This window comes from Muribaculum sp. An289, from assembly GCF_002159555.1.
GTDB classification, from domain to species: Bacteria; Bacteroidota; Bacteroidia; order Bacteroidales; family UBA932; genus Merdivivens; species Merdivivens faecigallinarum.
On sequence record NZ_NFIV01000005.1, the window covers coordinates 1 to 22,084 of the forward strand.

At 50.0% G+C, this 22,084-nt stretch carries 13 protein-coding genes and 1 pseudogene; 6 read left to right on the forward strand and 8 right to left on the reverse strand.

The annotated features are described in order from the left end of the window. The 5 genes and pseudogenes from B5F83_RS05015 to dnaE all read right to left on the reverse strand — a co-directional run. A pseudogene (locus B5F83_RS05015) lies at positions 1-189 on the reverse strand (DDE transposase); the annotation flags it as partial. A gap of 111 nt (positions 190-300) precedes the next feature. After that, positions 301-735, reverse strand: coding sequence for a transposase (locus tag B5F83_RS05020; RefSeq protein ID WP_087277900.1), 435 nt, complete (start codon positions 733-735; stop codon positions 301-303). A 269-nt stretch (positions 736-1,004) separates the two neighbouring features. Continuing rightward, complete coding sequence (locus B5F83_RS05025) at positions 1,005-3,269, reverse strand: GH92 family glycosyl hydrolase (RefSeq protein ID WP_162607154.1); 2,265 nt, start codon at positions 3,267-3,269, stop codon at positions 1,005-1,007. Between the two features lie 65 nt (positions 3,270-3,334). Continuing rightward, the gene (locus B5F83_RS05030; protein ID WP_087277894.1) at positions 3,335-4,933 is read right to left on the reverse strand and encodes a sulfatase; all 1,599 of its coding nucleotides are present in this window, start codon (positions 4,931-4,933) and stop codon (positions 3,335-3,337) included. A 752-nt stretch (positions 4,934-5,685) separates the two neighbouring features. After that, the gene (gene dnaE, locus B5F83_RS05035) at positions 5,686-9,360 is read right to left on the reverse strand and encodes a DNA polymerase III subunit alpha (RefSeq protein WP_087277892.1); all 3,675 of its coding nucleotides are present in this window, start codon (positions 9,358-9,360) and stop codon (positions 5,686-5,688) included. A gap of 141 nt (positions 9,361-9,501) precedes the next feature. On the opposite strand from dnaE, the gene B5F83_RS05040 reads away from it, so the two are divergent. Next, on the forward strand, positions 9,502-10,773 hold the full coding sequence (locus B5F83_RS05040) for an alpha/beta fold hydrolase (protein ID WP_087277890.1): 1,272 nt from the start codon (positions 9,502-9,504) through the stop codon (positions 10,771-10,773). A gap of 14 nt (positions 10,774-10,787) precedes the next feature. Here B5F83_RS05040 and B5F83_RS05045 read toward each other — a convergent pair whose 3' ends face one another. From B5F83_RS05045 to B5F83_RS05055, 3 genes are all read right to left on the reverse strand, one after another. Continuing rightward, on the reverse strand, positions 10,788-11,807 hold the full coding sequence (locus B5F83_RS05045; RefSeq protein ID WP_087277887.1) for an AIR synthase related protein: 1,020 nt from the start codon (positions 11,805-11,807) through the stop codon (positions 10,788-10,790). A gap of 67 nt (positions 11,808-11,874) precedes the next feature. Next, the gene (locus tag B5F83_RS05050) at positions 11,875-13,659 is read right to left on the reverse strand and encodes a fibronectin type III domain-containing protein (RefSeq protein ID WP_087277884.1); all 1,785 of its coding nucleotides are present in this window, start codon (positions 13,657-13,659) and stop codon (positions 11,875-11,877) included. Positions 13,660-13,723: 64 nt separating this feature from the next. After that, positions 13,724-15,196, reverse strand: a complete 1,473-nt coding sequence (locus tag B5F83_RS05055; protein WP_087277881.1) for a fibronectin type III domain-containing protein — start codon at positions 15,194-15,196, stop codon at positions 13,724-13,726. Positions 15,197-15,443: 247 nt separating this feature from the next. Between B5F83_RS05055 and sufB the strand changes: the two genes are divergently transcribed. The 5 genes from sufB to B5F83_RS05080 all read left to right on the forward strand — a co-directional run bounded on the left by sufB (position 15,444) and on the right by B5F83_RS05080 (position 21,905). Further along, complete coding sequence (sufB, locus tag B5F83_RS05060; RefSeq protein ID WP_087277879.1) at positions 15,444-16,886, forward strand: Fe-S cluster assembly protein SufB; 1,443 nt, start codon at positions 15,444-15,446, stop codon at positions 16,884-16,886. A 30-nt stretch (positions 16,887-16,916) separates the two neighbouring features. Further along, positions 16,917-17,660: a Fe-S cluster assembly ATPase SufC gene (gene sufC / locus B5F83_RS05065; RefSeq protein WP_087277970.1), complete on the forward strand. Its 744-nt coding sequence runs from the start codon at positions 16,917-16,919 to the stop codon at positions 17,658-17,660. A gap of 5 nt (positions 17,661-17,665) precedes the next feature. Further along, on the forward strand, positions 17,666-18,367 hold the full coding sequence (locus B5F83_RS05070) for a SufD family Fe-S cluster assembly protein (protein ID WP_087277876.1): 702 nt from the start codon (positions 17,666-17,668) through the stop codon (positions 18,365-18,367). Positions 18,368-18,434: 67 nt separating this feature from the next. Further along, positions 18,435-20,963 carry an adenosylcobalamin-dependent ribonucleoside-diphosphate reductase gene (locus B5F83_RS05075; protein ID WP_087277873.1) on the forward strand — a complete coding sequence of 843 codons (2,529 nt, stop codon included), beginning with the start codon at positions 18,435-18,437 and terminating at the stop codon, positions 20,961-20,963. Positions 20,964-21,056: 93 nt separating this feature from the next. Beyond that, a complete protein-coding gene (locus tag B5F83_RS05080) occupies positions 21,057-21,905 on the forward strand; it encodes a hypothetical protein (protein WP_087277869.1) in 849 nt (282 codons plus the stop codon). Positions 21,906-22,084: the final 179 nt, after the last annotated feature.

The window sequence follows — 22,084 nt, forward strand, 5'->3', positions numbered from 1 at the left end:
TCGTCCTTTCTTCGCTCTCATGCTCTTGCTTATCAGTCCAAAGTTCTCTGCCATCTCACCAAGCGGCAGCCTCTTCCTGATTTTTCCCAGCTCGCTAGTCGCGAATGTCTGCCTATACAATTCATAAAAATCGAACTCCGTGAAAGGAAGATCGGGTGATATTCCAGAGAAATTTTGTACCTTTGCCATGCAGATTAATTTTTGCGATACCTCCAAATTTGGCTTTTTCAGGGCAATTGGAGGTATTCTTTTTATCTTTAGCTAAGATACAAATTTTATATTACATTGACAATTAATTCGTTATGAAGTTTTATTCTTTTTACGACAGTCCCTAAAATACTGACCGATTGAAGAAAACGGGTAAGCATACGGATTGGCACATACTTCATGATGCAACGGATTCCGCACGACATAACTGATTGCCGTGGTCACATGACGCCTGCCTTCCAAGCTGTCACAGAAAAACGATTCCTCGCCAAGCGAGCCCCTGCGACAATACCTGTAATTGAACATCTGCACATACGAGCTACGTATGCGCTTGACCAAATCCGAAGGGCTAAAACATTCGCATATAATATGGACATGAGTAGACATGATACTGTAAGCAAGCAGGTTGCTTTGGGTCTTAAGCATTGCCTGCGCTATGCAGTTGAACATCATGCAATAATCTTTGTAACTCCGGCAAAACACCTCCAGATGAGAGGTGTAACAGATATGGTACAATCTCCTTTTCATAATCTCCCGCACATTACCATCACATTACCATCACATTACCATCACATTACCATCACATTACCATCCATTGACCATTAAAATTCATTAAAATCAATGAATCACCGGCAAATGTACCATATTGTTTTAAAACGTCATTCCCAAAAAGGCGAAATGTTGCGCTTATTGGGAAAAATTGGATAAAATTGGGGAAAGTGCCACGGATTCGTGGTAAAACGGTTCACTTTCCCCGATTAACCAGATTGATTGGAACAAAACGCTACGCAATACTATTATTTCCCATATCGGGAAGACATCTCGAATTCGAGGACTCCGCCGGCAAGGATATCGGCATACGATATCGTCCGCCCTTCGTATTTTTCACCGTTCAGGCGCACGGACTTTACATAACGTTTCTTCGGACTGACTCCAGGGGCCTTGATTTCGAATGTCCTGCCGTTTTCAAGGTTCACCTTGATATAAGGCAAATACGGCGCGCCCAGTACATACTCGCCGGAACCCGGGCACACCGGATAGAAGCCCATTGCCGAAAATATGTACCATGCCGACATCTGCCCGCAGTCGTCGTTTCCGCACAAACCGTCTATCTTGTTGACATACATCCTGTCCATTATCTCCCTCTGCCAATATTGTGTCTTCCACGGCTGGGAAGTCCACGTATAAAGGAATGCCACATGGTGGCTCGGTTCATTGCCATGAACATAGCCTCCGAGTATGCCTTCGCGCGTAACATCCTCGGTCTCGGCAAAGAAACTGTCCGGCAGATGCATCGTGAAAAGCGAATCGAGATTGGTTATGAACTGTTCCTCCCCTCCCATCAGCCTGATTAACTCGGGAACATCGTGAGGTACGAAGAACGAATAGTTAAGCGAATTGCCCTCTATGAAACCCTGGCCGTGGGTGCTCTGCAAATCGAAATCCTCCTTGAAGCGGCCGCCCCTGTAGCGGGGACGGGCATGGAGGGTCTGAGGATCGAAAATGTTTTTATAATTTTCAGACCTCTTCTTATACACGGAAGCCGTAGCCGAATCCCCCACCGCAAGGGCCGTCCTGTAAACGGTCCAGTCATCGTATGCATATTCGAGGGTTACGGAAGCCGAGCTCGCCGAAGCCTCTATCGGCACATATCCGAGTTCAAGCATGTCGGCTATGCCTTCATAGTACGGAATATTGGAACTGCGCACCATGGCATCCAGGGCCCTCCTGCCGTCCACCGGTATGCCGGTTGCTATCGCATCGGCGAGAATCGGCACGCTGTGATACCCTATCATACACCAGTTTTCATTGGCAAAATGGCTCCACACAGGCAATGCCCCGTGTACGCTCTGCTCCGAATGGGCAAGCAGGGACTCCATTATGTCACGGCTGCGCTCCCTCTGGATAAGATTGTAAAGAGGATGCAGGGCGCGGAAAGTGTCCCAGGTAGAAAATATGGTATAATTCGTAAAACCGTCCGCCTGGTGGATATTGCCGTCCACTCCTCTGTACCTGCCGTCCACATCCATGTATACGGAAGGATTTATCATGGTATGATACAGTGAAGTATAGAACATGGCCATGGCATCGTCGTCACCCTCGGCCTCCATGACAGACAGCGCACCGTTCCAGGCATCGTGCGCTTCGGCAGCCAACTGCCCGAAATCCTTTCCTGAAGTCTCCGCGCGGAGATTTTTCAAGGCTCCGTCGGTCCCGGTAGCCGAAAGTGCCACCTTTATTTCAAGTTCCTGCGATTCGGAAGGGTCGAACTCGAACCAGGCCACTATTTTCCTCCCTCCGATTTCGGGAAAATTGTGTTTCGTATCGAAACGTCTGTAAAATCCGTTGTAAAGGACATCCGCGAATTCTTCATATCCGTAATTGCGTATAGGACGTGAAAATTCGATTGCAAAATATACATAATTGGTGCGCGCCCAGCCGTTGGTAATGCGGTAACCTGTTATCAGAGTGTCGTTTTCAACCCTTATCTGCGCCCAGAGGGTTTTCCCGTCATAATTGTATATGCCGTGTATGAGGTCGAGGATTATCCGTTGCTCGGAAGCCCCATCCGGATAGGTATAACGGTGGACTCCGGTCCTCGGCGTAGCGGTAAGTTCCGCACGGATTCCGTAATCGTCGAGAAAGGCTTCATAATACCCTGGACGGGCGGTTTCGTTTTCATGAGAAAAACGCGATCTGTATCCGCTGTCAGGATCTTCCTTGGACCCCGGACGGAGTTTCAGCGGCCCTGTCGTCGGCATTATGAGCACATCGCCGAGGTCGGAATGCCCCGTGCCGCTGAAATGGGTGTGGCTGAAACCGACTATCGTATTGTCCGCGTATTGATAACCTGCACAGTACTCGTATGCTTTCGGCTGGTATACGCCGCCGATATTGTGAGGTACGGTGTCCGTATCCGGACTCAGCTGCACGCCTCCGAAAGGATAGCAGGCCCCCGGGAAAACATGGCCCATCTTCGATGTCCCGATCATGGGATTCACCCATTTTGTCAAATCCTTTTCTTCTTTCTGCCCTTTCATGTTCTTACTGTTCTGTCCCATTGCGTTATTCGGAAAAATAATGGTTGCCGCGGTCAAAGCCGCCAATAATGATATGATGCTGATTTTCATCGCGAATTTTCTTTTAAGGCCGTGGTGTCTTCATACAGTTTCTGCAATCCGACCAGTTTTTTATACAGTTTTTTCTGAATCCGGTCATATCCGTCGTCACCGCAGAGGTTGTTCATTTCATGCGGATCCTCTTTCAAATCATAGAGTTCCCAGGAGTCTATATCTCCATAAAAATGAATCAGTTTGTATCTGTCGGTGCGTATCCCATAATGACGGCGCACTGCATGTTCTCCGGGATATTCGTAATAATGATAGTACAGGGCCTCTCTCCAACGTCCGTCACGGGGTTCTTTCCCGTCCTTGAGGAAAGACAGGTACGATTCGCCCTGTATGTCTTCGGGAATTTCGGCTCCGGCAGCCTCAAGGAAGGTCGGAGCATGGTCTATATTCTGGACGAAGGCATCTATTTCCCCCTGATACCCTCCGGGATAATGCACGAGCATCGGGGTGCGGAAAGATTCCTCATACATAAAACGCTTGTCGAACCAGCCATGCTCGCCCATGTAGAAGCCCTGGTCAGAAGTATATACCACTATCGTGTTTTCCCAAAGACCGTTTTCCTGAAGATAGTCTATCACCCTGCCGACATTCCTGTCAACCGAACGGATAACGCTCATATAGTCCTGCATGTAACGGCGGTATTTCCATTCGGCGAGTTCCTTTCCACTCAGGCCGCTTTCCTTGAATTCCTCTATGATAGGGTCGTAATAGGTATCCCAGGCCTTCTTCTGTTCCGGGCTCATCCGGTTGTACATGGCGCGCCCATAGTCTTCAAGGCCCGTATCGGTATGGATTTCGCCTTCCTTGTCGGCCATCTTCAGGTCATAAACCAAATCCATGTGCCGGGCAATCTCCATTTCCTGTGCGGCAGCGGCCGGACGGCCTTCATAACCGTCATAGAAATTCACGGGTAAAGGGATGTCTGCATTATCGAAGGCGCCCAAATCGGCCGTATCCGGCATCCAGGTACGGTGCGGAGCCTTGTGGTGGAGCAAAAGGCAGAAAGGCTTCGTCGTGTCCCTCCCGTTTTCAAGCCAGTCAAGTGCTATGTCCGTAGTCACCTCCGTAGCATATCCTTCTACCGTCTTTTTCACTCCGTTGTCTATAAAGACTGGATTGTAATACTCGCCTTGTCCGATAAGTATGTTCCAGTAATCGAAACCGGTAGGTTCCGATACAAGGTGCCACTTGCCAACTATGGCAGTCTGGTATCCGGCCTGCCTGAGAAGCTTCGAGAAAGTCTGCTGTGAGCCGTCGAAGGTCTTCGTATTGTCTGTCATGCCGTTTTTGTGGCTGTGTTTCCCGGTAAGCAGGCAGGCCCGGCTCGGGGCGCTTACCGAATTGGCCACGAAGCTGTTTGTAAAGACTATTCCGGAGTCTCCTATTCTGTCGATATTCGGAGTGTCCATAAGTCCGCCTCCATACGCACTTATCGTCTGATAGGAATGGTCGTCGCACATTATGTACAGGATATTCATCGGCCTGACTTCCTTTTTTCCTTTGTCCGCATCCGGGGAACACGCCACCGGAATAACAAGGATACCTGCGGCGATGCCGCTGCCGAGACCGATCAAATGTCTTGACTGGGTTTTCATATTTTATATTACATAAATATCAATTCTTCCGTAAAAATAAAAAAGGTTTTCACAACGGCAAACTCTTCAGATGATTTTTCACATAACTGCATAAAGGGATTAAGCTCGATAATCCGTGCCCGGCCACCCGTATTTCTTGCAAAACCGGGAACAGGACGATTTGTGACGGGAAAAGGGATGGAACTGGAATGGAAGCGGAATGAGGAGGAAAAATAGGATTTTGTCGTGTCATTTTCCACCCCACAGCCATCTGGTCTCTTTTGGAATAATTAGTAATCAATGACTTACAAAAACGCAAGATGCTTTTGGGTGCCTCAAAAAGTACCCAAAAGCAGGTGTGATTTTAATATGTTGTTCATTATCAGCGCCTTATAAAGATGCTACCTGGCTGTGGGGTGGAAAAATTGTCCCGTCCGTTCCCACTTCGCTGTACGTCCTTACTCATATTAAGAAGTTGTTCTCCCGAAAGGAGGGCAGTTGATTTTGTGCCGGGTCATGGGCAAGAAATAAGGCCACAGAAGATTCCGGACGGAATTATCCGCCGGCTTATTTTTTTTAGCAATATTCCATCGCCTTGTCCTTGTCATGGGCAAGATTGTCGTTATAAAGCGAATACAGGGTCATGTCCGCTCCTTTCAGAGCGGCAAGACCGGCAAGTGTATCCGCCGTTTCGGCGTTCAGGCGGAAAGAAAAACAAGGTCAGTATACGGACGACACGGCAAAAACAAGAAACAGGGAAAGGAAAATCTTCTTCATTGGGTCACGACTTTATATGGCACTTTCATCCCCCGCAGCTCGTCCAGAAGGGACATGTTCACCGAAACCGCATATTTTTTCGAAAAGAAATCCACCACATATTCGGACTCCCTGTCCACCAGTTTCAGTACAAACCTGTTTTTCCCCTTGTGTTTTTTCAGTACAGAAACGAGATTCTTTCTGAAATCGGGAGTAATCATGTCCGTGGCAACCTCTATCGTAAGATTCTTGACACGTTCTTCGGAAACATTGCCGAGGAGAGATATCTTCTTAATCTTAAAGGTATTTTCAGGTTTTTTCGCTTTCGGGTCTTTTCTGTCCACATAATATCTCGGGGCTATTTCGCCCTCTATCAGCACGGTATGGTGGAGCTGCACCTTCGGGCCGAAAGTCTCATAGTCCTTGCCGAAAAGCGCAAACTCCTTCGAACCGTCGAAATCTTCGACGACGAATTTGCACCAAGGCTTGTTGCTTACCGAGGAGACCATACTGGTAAAACTCGTCACATAGCCTGCGACAGAAACGGCGCACCCCTCCAATTTTGGATTGGAATTGCTCTCTTCCACCAACGGGTCTATCTCGTCCAATCTATTTGTGGCAAAGGCATTTACCTCGAAAGCATATCTGTCTAACGGATGGGAGGAAAGATACATCCCGACGAGCTCCTTCTCCATATTGCGGAAATAATCCTCGTTCTGCTCGTGCGGCATCGCCGGAACAGGCGGTTTCGGAGGTTTCATGGCATCGGAATCCCCGAAAAGCGAAACCGCACCCGCCTCTTCGCCCCGCTTGTAAAGGTCGGCGTATTTCAGAAGCGAATCGATAAAACATTCGTCTTTCCCGCTCGGAACATAATACTGTGCCCGTGTTATGCCGAGACTGTCGAAGGTTCCGGAAAGGAGGAGGTACTCGAAAGTCTTTCTGTTGAGAAGTCCCCGCGGAATCCTTTCCATGAAATCGTAAATATCCGCAAACGGCCCGTTTTCCCTCTCTTTCAGAATCATCTCCACGGCTTTTTCGCCGAAGCCCTTGACTCCGCCGAGGCCGAAACGCACTGCGCCGTCCTTGTTTACCGTAAAACGTGTTTCCGACTCGTTTATATCCGGTCCGAGAACCTGTATGCGCGAACGCTTGCAGTCCTCCATTATCTTCTTGATTTCATCGATATTCCCGAGCTGCTTGCTGAGGTTGGCCGCCTGGAACTCGGCCGGGTAATGGGCCTTGAGGTAGGCCGTCTGATAGCTTACCCAGGCATAGCATGTCGCATGGGATTTGTTGAAGGCATACTGGGCGAATTTTTCCCAGTCAGCCCAAATCTTTTTCAATATGTTTTCGGGATGTCCCTTCTCAATACCGCCCGATATGAACAGTCCGTAAAGCTTGTCCATCTCGTCTTTCTTCTTCTTTCCCATTGCCTTACGCAGCCGGTCCGCCTGGCCTTTCGTAAAGCCTGCGAGCTTCTGGGACAGAAGCATGACCTGCTCCTGGTATACGGTAACGCCATAGGTGTCCTCAAGATATTCCTCCATATCGGGAAGATCGTATGAAATAGCCTCTTTGCCGTGTTTTCTGGCTACGAACGACGGAATATAGTCCATAGGCCCGGGACGGTACAGGGCATTCATCGCTATCAGGTCCTCGAAACGGTTTGGGACGAGTTCCTTCAGCCATTTTTTCATTCCCGGGGACTCGAACTGGAACACGCTCGTGGTATCTCCACGGCTATACAGCTTGTAGGTCTCTTCGTCATCGATAGGAATCTGCTCGATATCGAACTCCTCTCCCTTCGATTTCTTTATGTTTGAAAGACATTCCTTTATGATACTCAACGTCTTCAGCCCGAGGAAGTCCATCTTCAGCATGCCCACTTCTTCGATAAAGCTCCCCTCGTACTGGGAAACCCAGACATCCTGCCCGGTATCCTTGTCCGGAGCAATGCTGATAGGTATGTATTTTGTCAAGTCGTCCCGGCCGATAATCATGGCGCAGGCATGAACCCCGGTCTGCCTGACCGTACCTTCCAGCTGCACCGCATATTTCAACGTATCCCGTATCAAAGGGTCCGGACTCTCCATCTCGGCCTTGAATTCCGGAAGATATTTGACACAATTGGCGAGTGTCGGTTTTTTCGAATTGACTTCCTTTACCTTCTTGCGTATTTTCCTCTTTTCTCCCGGACGGTCCGGATCGTCCTCCTCGACATCCTTTTCCACCATTTCCGTGACATCGAACGGCTTGTCCGGGACAAGTTTTGCAAGGCGGTTGGCCTCGGCAAGCGGCAACTGGTGGATACGTGCGACATCCTTAATGGCGCTTTTGGCCGCCATCGTTCCGAAAGTCACGACATGCGAAATATGGTCCTTGCCGTATTTTTCCTCGACATACCTGAACACCTTATAACGCCCGTCATCATCGAAATCTATGTCGATATCCGGCATCGAGATACGGTCGGGATTGAGAAAACGCTCGAACAGCAACTGGTATTTTATCGGGTCCACATTGGTTATTCCCAGACAATATGCCACGGCCGAACCTGCCGCCGAACCCCTTCCCGGCCCAACCGACACGCCCCGGCGTTTCGCCTCCATGATGAAATCCTGCACTATCAGGAAGTAATCCGGAAAACCCATCCTCTTGATGGTCTCCAGCTCGAAATCGATTCTCTCCTTCGTCTCCACGGGCATGTCCGGATAACGTTTTTCCGCCCCCTTGTAAGTAAGGTGCTTCAGGTATTCGTCCGAATCCGGAAACTCTTCGGGTATCGGGAAAATAGGAAGGATATGGCCCGAGTCTATATCATAATATTCGACCTTTTCCGCCACATCCAGCGTATTCGATATGACTTCCGGATGTCCGGGGAACAGGGCGGCCATCTCCTCCTCGCTTTTAAAATACTCCTGCTGGGTATATCTGAGCCTGTCCTGCGCATTGTAGTCCGTATTGGTCGTCAGGCAGATGAGCCTGTCGTGCGCCGGCCCGTCCTCCCTGTCCGCGAAATGCACGTCATTTGTCGCCAACACCCTGATGCCGTATTTTTCCGCAATCCGGAAAATCTCCGCATTTACCTTCGACTGTTTTTCATACACCTCAAGGCTCTGTCCCGGCACCTCGGTCTTGTGCAGCTGTACTTCCAGATAATAGTCTTCCCCGAAAAGCTCCCTGTGCCAGAGCACGGCCTCCTCGGCCTTTTCAAGGTTGTCATCGAGTATCAGCCGCGGAATCTCGCCCGCTATGCACGCCGAACAGCAAATCAGCCCTTCGTGGTACATGGCCAGAATCTCGTGGTCTATCCTCGGCTTGTAATACATACCTTCTATATAACCCAAAGAAACGAGTTTCATGAGGTTGTGATAGCCTGTCATGTTCTTCGCCAGAAGTATCAGGTGATAATATCCCTTGTGCTCCTTATCCTTCAGCTTCCTGTCGGCCTTCGCCACATATACCTCGCAACCGATTATTGGCTTGATAGTCCCGGTCTCCTTGGCCTTGTCCGACTTGTTGTATTTTTTGATATACGAAAAAAACTCCTTGACACCGAACATATTCCCGTGATCGGTGAGCGAAACGGCAGGATGGCCGTATGCTATGGCTTTGTCTACCAATTTCTGAACGGAAGCCGCCCCATCCAGGATGGAATACTGCGAATGGACATGAAGATGAACGAATGACATATTTTCTCAAAAATTTTTCCGTCAGCAAAGATAACAAGAACTTGCGCAATAATATCGGGCGAGTGAAACGTTTTTTCAAGTATTTCCCTAAATAGGAAAAACGTTATATTTGTAATTTACAATAACAAATACAGGAGCAACATGTTCAGACTCTTTTTAGCGACACTGATTATCGGAATATTCGGTTCCGCCCAGCCGGGAGCCGGAGACCGGGGACCGCAGATGGTACTAGACCTTCTCCGAAACGGAAACGGAAGCATGGTTTTTTTAATGTGCGACAATGCGGTACGTTCGGCCGTCAGCGTGGAGCAGTTGTCCTCGCTTTGGGGCGGGCTCGAATCCCAAATGGGAAAATACTCCTCAAACGGCGGATGGCACGACCTTGACGGAGTTCCGGGAGGAAAATGGTGCAATCTCTCGTTTGAAAACGGCAAGGTTTCGCTCATGACGGTATTCGATTCAGACGGGAAAATCGCAGGGCTGCAAATCGCCCCTCCCCTGCCGGAACCGGCCCCGGATGAAGAATTTTCCGACATCCATGAACTCGCCGAAGGATGGGAAGAGAAAGAACTGGCCGTCCATACCGGAAAATTCAAACTGCCTGCAAGGCTGACCGTACCGAGACAAAAAGCACCCGACTCCATCCCCGTGCTGATACTGGTACACGGGTCCGGCCCGAACGACATGGATGAAACCCTCGGCCCTAACAAACTGTTCAAAGAGATTGCTGCGGCCATGTCGCACAGAGGGATAGCCGTACTGCGCTACGACAAGCGTACTTACGTCTACGGCGAAAAGGCATTCGCAAACCCGGAAGAACCCACCATTGAAGAAGAGTGTACCGACGACGCCCTGTCGGCGGCCTCCCTTGCCGATTCTTTGGGATTCGAAAGAATATTCATCATAGGGCATTCGCTCGGAGCCGGAATGGCTCCTTATATCGCAGCCTCCGACACTGACGGGCTTCTCGACGGAATCATAATGCTGGCGGCACCGGCCTCGACAATGGCGGAAACGATAGAACACCAGATTGGGGTTCTCGGCAACGCTTATAACCGCGAAGAACTTGCCCGGATACGTAAAACTTTCATGGAACTTCCTCAAAAATACATAGAGGGAGTAGACTACGACAAAAAGGCTGTCATGGCAGGCCTCTGCGCAAAGGCTTTTCCGATGCTTTTCCTTCAGGGCGGAAGGGATTACCAGGTCCCGGCCGAAGAAATCCGGATATGGGAAGCATGGGCGGATGAAGCGGGAGGGAATGCCGATGCACGGTTCATTTCATATCCCGGACTGAACCATATCTTCCACAAAGGCGAGGGAGAGCCGTCTCCGGCCGAATATGCCGTACAAGGCAAAATACCCGGCGAAGTCCTCGATGACATCGCCGGGTTTCTGAAAATCCGATTATAGGGCTTCCGACAGGCCTACCACCCTTGAGCCTTCAACGGCAATTCCGCCCCCTCGGGGGTGACAATGACAGCTCCGGCTTCCGGTCTGGCAAGATGGCCGATAATATCGAAAGTCTGGAAATCATGCCTCAACACATCATGCCTTGCTATCGGAACGACGAACAGATACCTGAAATCGTCTCCGCCGTTCAACGCAGCGGCAAGAGGATCCATGCCTATCTCCTCCGCCATTTCGAAGGCCTTGTCCGCAATCGGTATGCGGTCCAGATATATTTTCGCACCGAACCCGATATCCCGTGAAAGGCGTCTGACGGCATCCGCAAGACCGTTCCGCAAAAAATATCCGCAGGAAGGCACAAAGCCCGCCTTTTCGAAATCATCAATCACATGACCGTCGATTTCGGGACGGAGATAAGCCCTGAGCAGGTATTCGTATTTCTTCAAATCCGGCTGTTTCTCCACGCCGACCGAAGCATTGAAAGCCGCTTTTTCCCTCTCGAGCACATGCAGACCCATGTAGGCGGAGCCGAGATTGTCGGATACGCAAATCAGGTCCATCGAATGAGGGGACTCGGGATTTTCAAGCGAAGCCGGCACGAATCCCGCAGCCGACAGCGAAATCAGCAGCCCATTACGAGACGGAAGCAAGTCCAAAGAAACGGCCGATACGCCATGCTCTTCGGCCGCCGCCGACATCCCGCTCCAGAGTTCGGATATTTGAGGAAATTCCGATTTGGAAGAAACCCCTATCCTTATCGAAAGTCCGTAAGGCCTGGCCATCCTGACATACAATTCCCCCAAAACTGACAGTACGCTCTTATAGCCCAAATGTTTCAAAGGATTGTATGTCAGGTCGAAGTCAGTACCTTCCGACAGCAATGCCGACACATTTTCCACTTTTTTCCCTGCGTTCTCCGAAGGCAGGACAAGGCTGTCGCAACGCGAAAAAGGACTCGTCGCATACAACCTCCTTATCGCCTCCTGCTTCCCTATCGAAGAAAAGCGGTCATCCTGTACGGCCTTACTGTTTCCCATATCCATGATTTATTTTCAATTTACAATACGCCAGGGACGGACATCTTCTTAAAAAGCATGGTCCGGCCTACCACGTCTCATACCAGAGATACATCTCGGATGGGGCATAAAACGTCACATTATCCCCGTCCACTACCACTCCGGCAGCAATCAGTTTATAATACCAACAGTCGTCGCTCTGATAATAGTCAGACAGTTCGTACGATTCTCCCGTCTTGCTGATGCTTTCCACATAAGCCGCGAAAGTGCCTTCGAATCCCGAGTTTTCGTACTGCTGATAGAAATAGCCGTAAATATCGTCCGGGAGGAAATATTCATCGTATTCGATATCGGTCATCACCGCATAAACATAAGGGGCATTGTTATCCGAAGGTATTACGTCCACATAAAATCTGCCTATTTCCACGCCCATTATCTGCAATTCGAAAGTAAGATTCTCGACAGGGCCTTCTCCTCCTTCATCAGCCGGAGTATGAAAGTCTTCATACTGGGCCTCGAGCCAAATGACCTGATCGCCTTCGACATAATAGCCCATAGCGAACAGAACGTAGTCGCTGTCCGGAGAAAGATAAAAATCATCATAAGTATATGTCACCGTACCTATGGAACCGAAAGCATCCAGATAGTCCAGAACATCGCGTCCCTGCGAATCTGCCATCTCCTCCACATACAGGGACGGCTCATTCTGATAATACTGGGTCCAGTCGGACAGGCTCACCACATCGTAAAAATATGAAGCAGCTTCGTCAGAAGGCCTGATCTCCACGTCCACTTCCCGCGGACCGACAGGCGTAATTTCGAACTCGAATGTAAGGTCCTCGACTACCACGGGATCCGGAGTCCTTATGTCCTTACGGTTTATTGCCGTAGTTATGACACCTTCTTCGTAACCGAACACTAAAATGGAATAGTCGTGGGACGGAACGATATTCTTGTTATATGTCATTGTAGTCTCATTGACACACAAGTTGTTATCATTTACCAGTGAAAGGAGGAGACTCTTGAGCTGTGTATCCGACAAGGCGTCCACGGTTTCCTTATCCTGAAGTATGAGCGCGTACTGGTCGCCGTTGGTAGGAGCCACCGTCACCCTTATCTCGGACTGCGTGCATACGTCCACGACAATGACGAACTTATTTTCCGAAACAGGAAGATCCAAGGAAACTTTCACAGACTCAACAGCCGTGGTTATATTCATTTCCTCGTCTATTCCCGCCGCGAAAACGAAGAACTCCGGCTCGGCATATTTGGATATATTATAATCCTTGTCTTCATCTCCGGTCATTTTGAGGTTTTCGAACGCCATCGCACTATCATACTGATAATACTCCAGATATGTATTGATTATATCCATAAACATGGCTTCGGGATCATCATTGAAGCCTTCGTAAATGGATCCCGGCACGGGCTCGAAATAATAAGGAGCTTCCTTATCGGTGGGCGATGTCTTTACATTAAGTACCATGTCCGGCTTCATTTCCGCTGTCAGATTGATGACGTACTCAGGATCCGGAGATGTTCCAGAGGAAACGAGTTCCACGTTTATCTCCGACCATTCGGATTCAGCCTTGGCGACCGTAGACACGGCCTTGACCTTGACCGTATACAATGTATCGGTCTTCAAATCTTCGAAAGACACGGAAAGTTTCTCGGTGCTTGCCTGATCTTCCATAAACTCATAAGTATACATGTCCGCACCTTCTACGGCATTCCATGCCACCGTAAACGATGTCGAAGATGTATCGGAAATCTCAAGAACAGGGGCATCGAGCACCAACCCATCCGTGTTCCTGTCGCACGACACGAAAGCCAAAACGGCGATTGCGCCGAAAATAAAGGATTTCAATTTCATAATAACTTCGTTTTAAAATTGTTCATAATAGTTTCAATCATTCAAAATCATCCGGTCCCTTGATTTATTCGGTCGGCGTGGTAACCATTTCGCCATAGAATTGCGGTTCATAGAATGAAACCGTTTCCGACTCGTTGTCCAAATCCAGTCCTACAGCGAAAAACATGTACGAACTTCCCGGATATATACCGTCGTCCCAATCATTGAACACCCTGTCCGTGGTCCCGGTATGCGCAAACATCCTCGCATATTCATAAGGAGTTATCATGCCCATCGTCACATATTCCACGTATGCGTTTATATCGCTGCCGAACTCCTCGTAATCATAGTCGGGCATAGGAACGACCATATACTGCGAAGCCGGATCGGAAGGAGTCACCACAACATGTATCTGTGTCGGACCGAGTATTTCCATCTCCCATTCGAAAGTAAGATCCGAACTTCCCGAGGCCTTTTCAGTCCTGAATGAATACGTCGTCACATCAGTGCTCAAGGCCGTATTCCATCCGAAGACAAGAACCGTGTACTCGGTATCAGGCTCCAGTTGGCCTTCACGGTATGTCATGTTCATTTCGCCGCTGTATACATGTCCGTCATTGATATAATCGCCGTAGCTTATGCTGATCAAATCCTCAATATCCGCCTCCGAATAATCCTTGAGGGACACGCTTTCCACAAGCAGCATGGAATACGTGTCATCGTTGGACGGATACACCCATACCACAGCGCTGGATATTCCGACATCCCTGGCCTCCACATCGAAAGTAATGTCCGAAGGAGGGACCGGTCCGGAATAAAACACCGTATCCACGACGGAAGTGATGCGGTTGCCAAGAGAATCTATACCGGCCACGAGTATGTATGTATGCTCGTCATAAACATAGTCGAAGAAAGACTCCACGAACCCGGTTTCGGCAACCATGTTCAGCCACGAACTTCCGAAGAAATCCATATATCCCTGCAACGCATTGGCCCACACATCCTCGGAATTGCCTCCCATTTCGCTCCATTGGACATCGGTAAAACAGTCCCTGTAAAAAAGCATCTGCGGATCTTCCGGCGTAATCGTATAGATCACTTCCATGCTGCTCGGATCATCATACATTTCTATGGTAAACATGTCGCCTTCAGGGTCGGGGTCAGGCTCCGGATCGGACCCGTTGCTTTCCAGGTAAACACTTACCTCCTCAGCAGGCGATTCTTTAAACATCACCGCATCGGAAGCAGGAACAGCCGACACCCTCACCCTATATGTGGAATCCGGCACGAGTCCGGAAAACGACAACAAAGTATCAGCGGTATTTTCGGTGCGGTACCCTGTCCAATCGCAACTGTAATTATAGGATTCCGCACCGGCAACAGGACTCCATACTATGGAAAAAGAAGTCTCTCCGGCTTCACGTACCGACACTTCCGGGGAAGGGAGAGGCACCCTGTCTCCATCTTCACCGGTATTGTGCGGCGTACATGACACAATCGCGGACATTGCCGCAATCGCAAAAAAAGCGAGTGTCATCAGGTAAAAACGTTTCTTCATCTGCAATAGGTATTAAATTAAATATCAGTCCATAACAATCGGCCGGACTGTACAGGGATACAATCTGTCGCAGCCACAAAACCGCAAGTTACTGAAAATATTCAAAAAGCCAAAAATTATTTATGGCCGCAAGCCATGAAGCCCGTCATGACACCGGCAAACGGTCCGGGAAAGCCTTCCGTCCGGCTTCCGCTTTTCGCGGAAATGTTTTCCAGGGTTTCGAAAAACTTCGTATTTTTGCACCGTTATGGAAAATACCGGAAACGATATAATAAAAAATATAACCGAGAACGAATACGAGCACGGTTTTACCACCGACGTGGAGCAGGAATTCATCCCCAAAGGGCTGAACGAAGACATCATAAGGCTCATATCGGCAAAAAAGGGAGAGCCCGGATGGCTGCTTGAATTCCGTCTCGACGCATACAAAAGATGGTGCGGGATGAAAATGCCGGAATGGGCGCATCTCGACATACCTCCGATAGACTATCAGGACATAGTCTATTATGCCGCCCCGAAGAAAGACAAGGACAGGCCTAAGGAAATAGACCCGGCGCTGGCCGAGACTTTCGAGAAACTCGGCATCCCCCTCCACGAAAGGGAGGCTCTGGCAGGAGTTGCGGTCGATGCGGTCTTCGACTCCGTATCGGTGACTACGACATACAGACAGGTCCTTTCCGAGAAAGGCATCATTTTCTGCTCTTTTTCCGAAGCCGTAAAAGAGCATCCGGAACTGGTAAGGAAATACCTTGCAAGTGTAGTTCCGGCCGGGGACAATTATTTTGCCGCCCTCAACTCGGCCGTATTCAGCGACGGCTCGTTCGTTTACATACCGAAAGGGGTCAGATGCCCTATCGAATTGTCGAGCTATTTCAGAATCAACGCAAAAGGCACAGGACAGTTTGAAAGGACCCTCATCGTCGCCGATGAAGGCTCCTATGTAAGCTACCTCGAAGGCTGCACCGCCCCGATGAGGGACGAAAACCAGCTCCATGCCGCCGTAGTCGAAATAGTAGTACTGGACGATGCAGAAGTAAAATACTCTACCGTACAGAACTGGTATCCCGGCGACAAACAGGGGCGGGGAGGCATTTACAACTTCGTCACCAAGCGGGGAATATGCAAGGGGGAACGGAGCCGCCTCTTCTGGACACAGGTCGAAACCGGCTCCGCCATTACATGGAAATACCCGAGCACCATACTGAAAGGGAACGACTCCGTATCGGAGTTCTACTCGGTAGCGCTCACCAACAACTTCCAGCAGGCCGATACGGGTACAAAGATGATACACATAGGGAGGAACACCCGGAGCAGGATTGTGAGCAAAGGCATTTCGGCCGGCCGGAGCCAGAACAGCTACCGCGGACTCGTAAGGTTTGCGAAAACCGCCGAAAACGCACGCAACTTTTCCCAGTGCGACAGCCTTCTGATAGGGGACCGTTGCGGGGCGCATACCTTCCCGGTAATACAGAGCAGCTGCCCCAACGCCGTAGTGGAACACGAGGCCACGACATCGAAAATCAGCGAAGACCAGCTTTTCTATGCCCGCCAGAGAGGCATCTCGGAAGAAGACGCCGTAGGCCTGATAGTGAACGGCTATGCAAAGGAAGTCCTCGCCAAGCTGCCTATGGAGTTTGCGATGGAAGCCCAGAAGCTCCTGTCGGTTTCACTTGAAGGCAGCGTGGGATAAACCGAAAATTTTTATAGAAAAATGAATAAATTGCTTGAAATAAAGAATCTGCACGCCAGCATAGACGGCAAGGAAATACTCAAAGGCATAAACCTTACGATAAACGAAGGCGAAATCCATGCCATCATGGGGCCGAACGGTGCCGGCAAAAGCACATTGTCGGCGGTGCTCACAGGCAGGGACCGCTATGAAGTGACCGAAGGCGAAATCACCTTCAGAGGCAGGGACCTCCTCGCAATGTCTCCGGAAGAAAGAAGCCGAGAAGGCATCTTCCTGAGTTTCCAATACCCGGTAGAGATACCGGGCGTATCCAACGCCAACTTCATGAAAGCGGCAGTGAACGCACACCGTGAAGCTAAAGGGTTTCAGCCCCTTACGGGAAGCGAGTTCCTCAAACTCATGAAAGAGAAGATGCAGCTTGTACAGATGAAAAGCGACTTTGCGAAAAGGGATGTGAACGTAGGATTCTCCGGGGGAGAGAAAAAAAGGAACGAAGTTTTCCAGATGGCCATGCTCGAACCCGTACTTGCAATCCTTGACGAGACCGACAGCGGACTTGACGTGGATGCGATGAAAATAGTGGCCGCCGGGGTAAACAGCCTCAAGCGGGAAGATACGTCAGCAATAGTCATCACTCACTACGAAAGGCTCCTTGACATGATAGTACCGGACAAGGTACACGTTCTCGCGGGCGGGCGCATTGTCTACGAGGCGGGAAAAGAGCTTGCGAAAGAAATCGAACAGCGCGGTTACGACTGGATTATCAACAAGTAAGAACCATGGGTGACAACGGTACCGGCAACAAAAGGCTCGTCATAAGCCAGCAAGAGCGCATGGCGCTTACAATCGTACACGGGGCAGGCTGCACAAAAGAAGAAAGACTGCCCGCAGACATCGAGATACGGGAAGGAGGAAGCCTGGAAATCGTAATCGTCTCCCTCTCGGGCGGTGATTCGGCGGCTGATGGAGGATTTTCACTCGCCACGGATATCCGTCTCACGGGCGAAAACGCTTCATGCAGGATATACGGGGCCGCCATCTGCAAAGGGAATGACGGTACGGAGATGAAAATCAACGTAAGGCATCTCGCCGAAAACTGCACGAGCACGCAATCTTTCCGCACAATCGCTTCCGGAAACGCGAAATGCGGCTTCCACGGAAAAATCACGGTCGCCCCGGGAGCCCAGAGGACCGAGGCGTATCAGGAGAGCCACGGAATCCTCCTGAGCGAAAACGCAAGAATCGAAACCCTCCCCCAGCTCGAAATCTACGCTGACGATGTAAAATGTTCCCATGGGGCCACTATCGGAAAACTCGATGAGAACCAGATTTTCTATATGCGTTCCCGTGGAATATCCGAAAAAAACGCACGGGACATTCTGCTCCGCGCCTTCGTCTCACCGATTATCGGAATGATACATGAAGATACTGACAAAGAGCGCATTGGCCTACATGTTGATAACCTATTGATAAGTATCTGAATTTTCTTTTCACACTTGCGCCTATATAGTATATCTTTGTATTCCTTATCATGTAAACAGCACTACAATGGAAAAGACAGTTGCGTATGAAGAGGCCCTTGAAAGCAGTCGGGAATATTTCAAGGGCGATGAATTGGCGGCTTCAGTATGGATTAACAAGTATGCGCAGAAGGATTCTTTCGGCCATATCTACGAGAAAAATCCGGAAGAAATGCATCACAGGCTTGCCCGTGAATTTGCCAGGATAGAAAGAAATTATCCTAATCCGCTCTCCGAAGAGGAAATCTTCGAACTGCTCGACCGTTTCAAATACATCATACCGCAGGGAGGCCCTATGGCAGGCATCGGAAACGACCATCAGGTAGCTTCACTCTCGAACTGTTTCGTAATAGGCTCCGACCATCCGGCCGATTCTTACGGCGGCATCATGAAGATAGACGAAGAACAGGTGCAGCTGATGAAACGCCGCGGAGGTGTCGGACACGACCTTTCACACATAAGGCCTACAGGTTCTCCTGTGATGAACAGCGCCCTTACCTCGACCGGCATAGTGCCGTTCATGGAAAGGTACTCCAACTCCACCCGTGAAGTGGCGCAGGACGGCAGACGCGGGGCCCTCATGCTCACCCTGTCCATCAAACACCCTGATGCCGAAAGATTCATCGACGCAAAGATGCAGCCCGGGAAGATAACCGGCGCCAATGTTTCCATCAAAGTCGACGACGAATTCATGAGAGCGGCCCTCGACCACAAGGAATACCACCAGCGTTTCCCTATCGACCCTTCAGTTCCGGAAAAATACGGACAGGACATCGAAGCCGCAGCGCTTTGGGAGAAAATCATCCACAACGCCTGGAAATCGGCCGAACCCGGTGTGCTTTTCTGGGACACCGTGCTCCGCGAATCTGTTGCCGACTGTTATGCCGACCTCGGTTACAGGACGGTCAGCACCAACCCTTGCGGAGAGATTCCTCTCTGTCCTTACGACAGCTGCCGTCTCATAGCAATCAACCTGTATTCATACGTAACCGACCCGTTCACGGACAAAGCGCGCTTCGATTTCGACCTTTTCAAGGCGCACGTAAGAAAGGCCATGCGCATGATGGACGATCTCCTCGATTTGGAAATTGAGAAAATCGACCTGATTATCAAGAAGATTACCGATGATCCGGAAGAGATGGACATCAAGCGCACCGAGCTTGAACTCTGGGAAAAAATCCGCAGGAAATCCCTTGGAGGCCGCCGTACAGGACTCGGCATTACGGCCGAAGGCGACATGCTTGCAGCCCTCGGGATGAGATACGGCAGCGATGAAGCCATAGACTTTGCCGTAAATGTACAGAAAACCCTTGCTGTCGAAGCCTACAGATGCTCCGTCGAAATGGCCAGAGAAAGGGGTGCCTTCCCTATATACGACCACCGCAGGGAAATGAACAACCCTATGATTCTCCGAATCAAGGAAGCGGACGGAAAACTTTACGAAGACATGGTAAAATACGGCAGGCGCAACGTCTCGATGCTTACAATCGCACCTACCGGCACTACCAGCCTGATGAGCCAGACCACTTCCGGTATAGAACCGGTGTTCCTCCCGTTCTATACACGCCGCAAGAAAGTGAATCCTAATGACAAGAATGTCAGGATATCCTACAAGGACGAACAGGGAGACTGCTTCGAAGAATACTATGTCTTCCACCACAAATTCCTCACCTGGTGCGAAATTGCAGGATACAACATCGAACAGGTGAAGCAGATGACCCCGGACGAGCTTGCTGAACTCGTACAGGAATCGCCTTACAACAAGGCCACGAGTGCGGACATAGACTGGGTAGCGAAAGTAAGGATGCAGGGAGAAATCCAGAAATGGGTGGACCATTCGATAAGCGTTACGGTAAACCTCCCGTCCGACATAACCGAAGAGATGGTGGCCAAAGTATACCGCACCGCATGGGAATCCGGATGCAAAGGCATCACCGTATACCGTGAAGGCTCACGCTCCGGCGTGCTTGTCTCCAACAAGGAGAAGGAGAAAGACACCTACCGCCATCCGCGCAAGAGGCCAATATCCCTCGAAGCCGATGTCATAAGGTTCCGCAACGGCAAGGAAAACTGGATTGCCCTCGTGGGACTTATGGAAGGCCGTCCATACGAAATCTTCACCGGTCTCGTGGACGATGACAGCCGCCATATCCCGGCAGCCATAGACCATGGCTGGATAGTCAAGAAGAAAAATCCTAACGGAGGAAAATCCCGTTATGACTTCCACTACATGGACAAATACGGATATGAGAACGTCGTGGGAGGCATCTCGCACATGTTCAACAAAGAGTTCTGGAACTATGCGAAACTTATTTCCGGTGTCATTCGCAACGGAATGCCTATCGTTGACATCCTCAACCTCGTACAGGGCCTCGAACTCGATTCCGATTCAATCAACACATGGAAGAACGGTGTGGAACGCGCCTTGAAGAGATACATCCCTAACGGTACCAAGGACGAAACCGGAAAGAAATGCGGTCAATGCGGTTCCAACAACCTCGTCTACCAGGAAGGCTGCCTTGTCTGCATGGACTGCGGCTACTCCAAGTGCGGATAACCGCCGGAGCGGAAATGCTCGCACAAGTGAAACACTGCTCCGAGCGAGAATATTGCCACAAGCTGTAATGCTTTTACAAGCGGAAATGCTGACATGAAAAGTTTTCCTAATCCGAAAATCAACATAGGTCTCAATATCCTGAAACGCCGCGATGACGGTTTTCATGATATCGAGACCGTTTTCATACCGCTTACTAAAGATTTCGGCTATGACGGCGACCTGTACGATACCCTCGAAATCACCCCGCGCACGGACGGCCGGACAACACTGAAAATATCCTGGGCCGACAGCCTGCCCGGCACGGAAGGAACACCGGGCATGGACAAGCCGACCAATAATGATGATTTTTCCGAAAACGGATGGCCGAAAGACAAGGATTTGTGCATCAAGGCCTACAATGAACTGGCCGCACACTATCCGCTTACCGGGGCCGACATTTCCCTTACCAAAAGAATTCCTACCGGGGCCGGACTCGGAGGAGGTTCGGCAGATGCTGCCTTCACCCTGAAAATGCTGAACGAATTGTTTTCGCTCGGGCTTGACGATGAAAGGCTCGCAATCCATGCCTCCCACCTCGGAAGCGATGTGCCGTTCTTCATCTACAACAGACCGATGTTCGCTTCAGGCCGTGGCGAAATCCTGACACCCATCTCCTGCCCCATCCTTTCGGGCCGCAAAATCGGGGTTGTGACACCGGGGATAGCCGTCTCTACCGCCGAGGCTTACTCGGGAGTAAAACCAGCAATGCCCGAAACCGGGCTTCGTGAACTCATATCCTCCCTGCCCTTGGAGCAATGGAAAGGCCGTATCGTCAACGATTTCGAAAAAAGCATATTCAGAAAACACCCCGCCTTGGGAGCAATCAAAGCCTCCCTATACGAAGTCGGCGCGGTATACGCATCCATGTCAGGCTCCGGCTCAGCCCTCTACGGAATATTCTAACACCGGGTAGGCGGCAGGCGGCAGGTGGACGGGACACATTTTTCCCCTCCTCATTCCATTTTCCACCCCATGTCCATCCACTATTTTTATAACACATTAATAATCAATGTTTTACCAAAATTCATCCTGCGCTTGGGTACCTTGTGAAGTACCCAAATCCATCCCTGTTTTTGTAAACC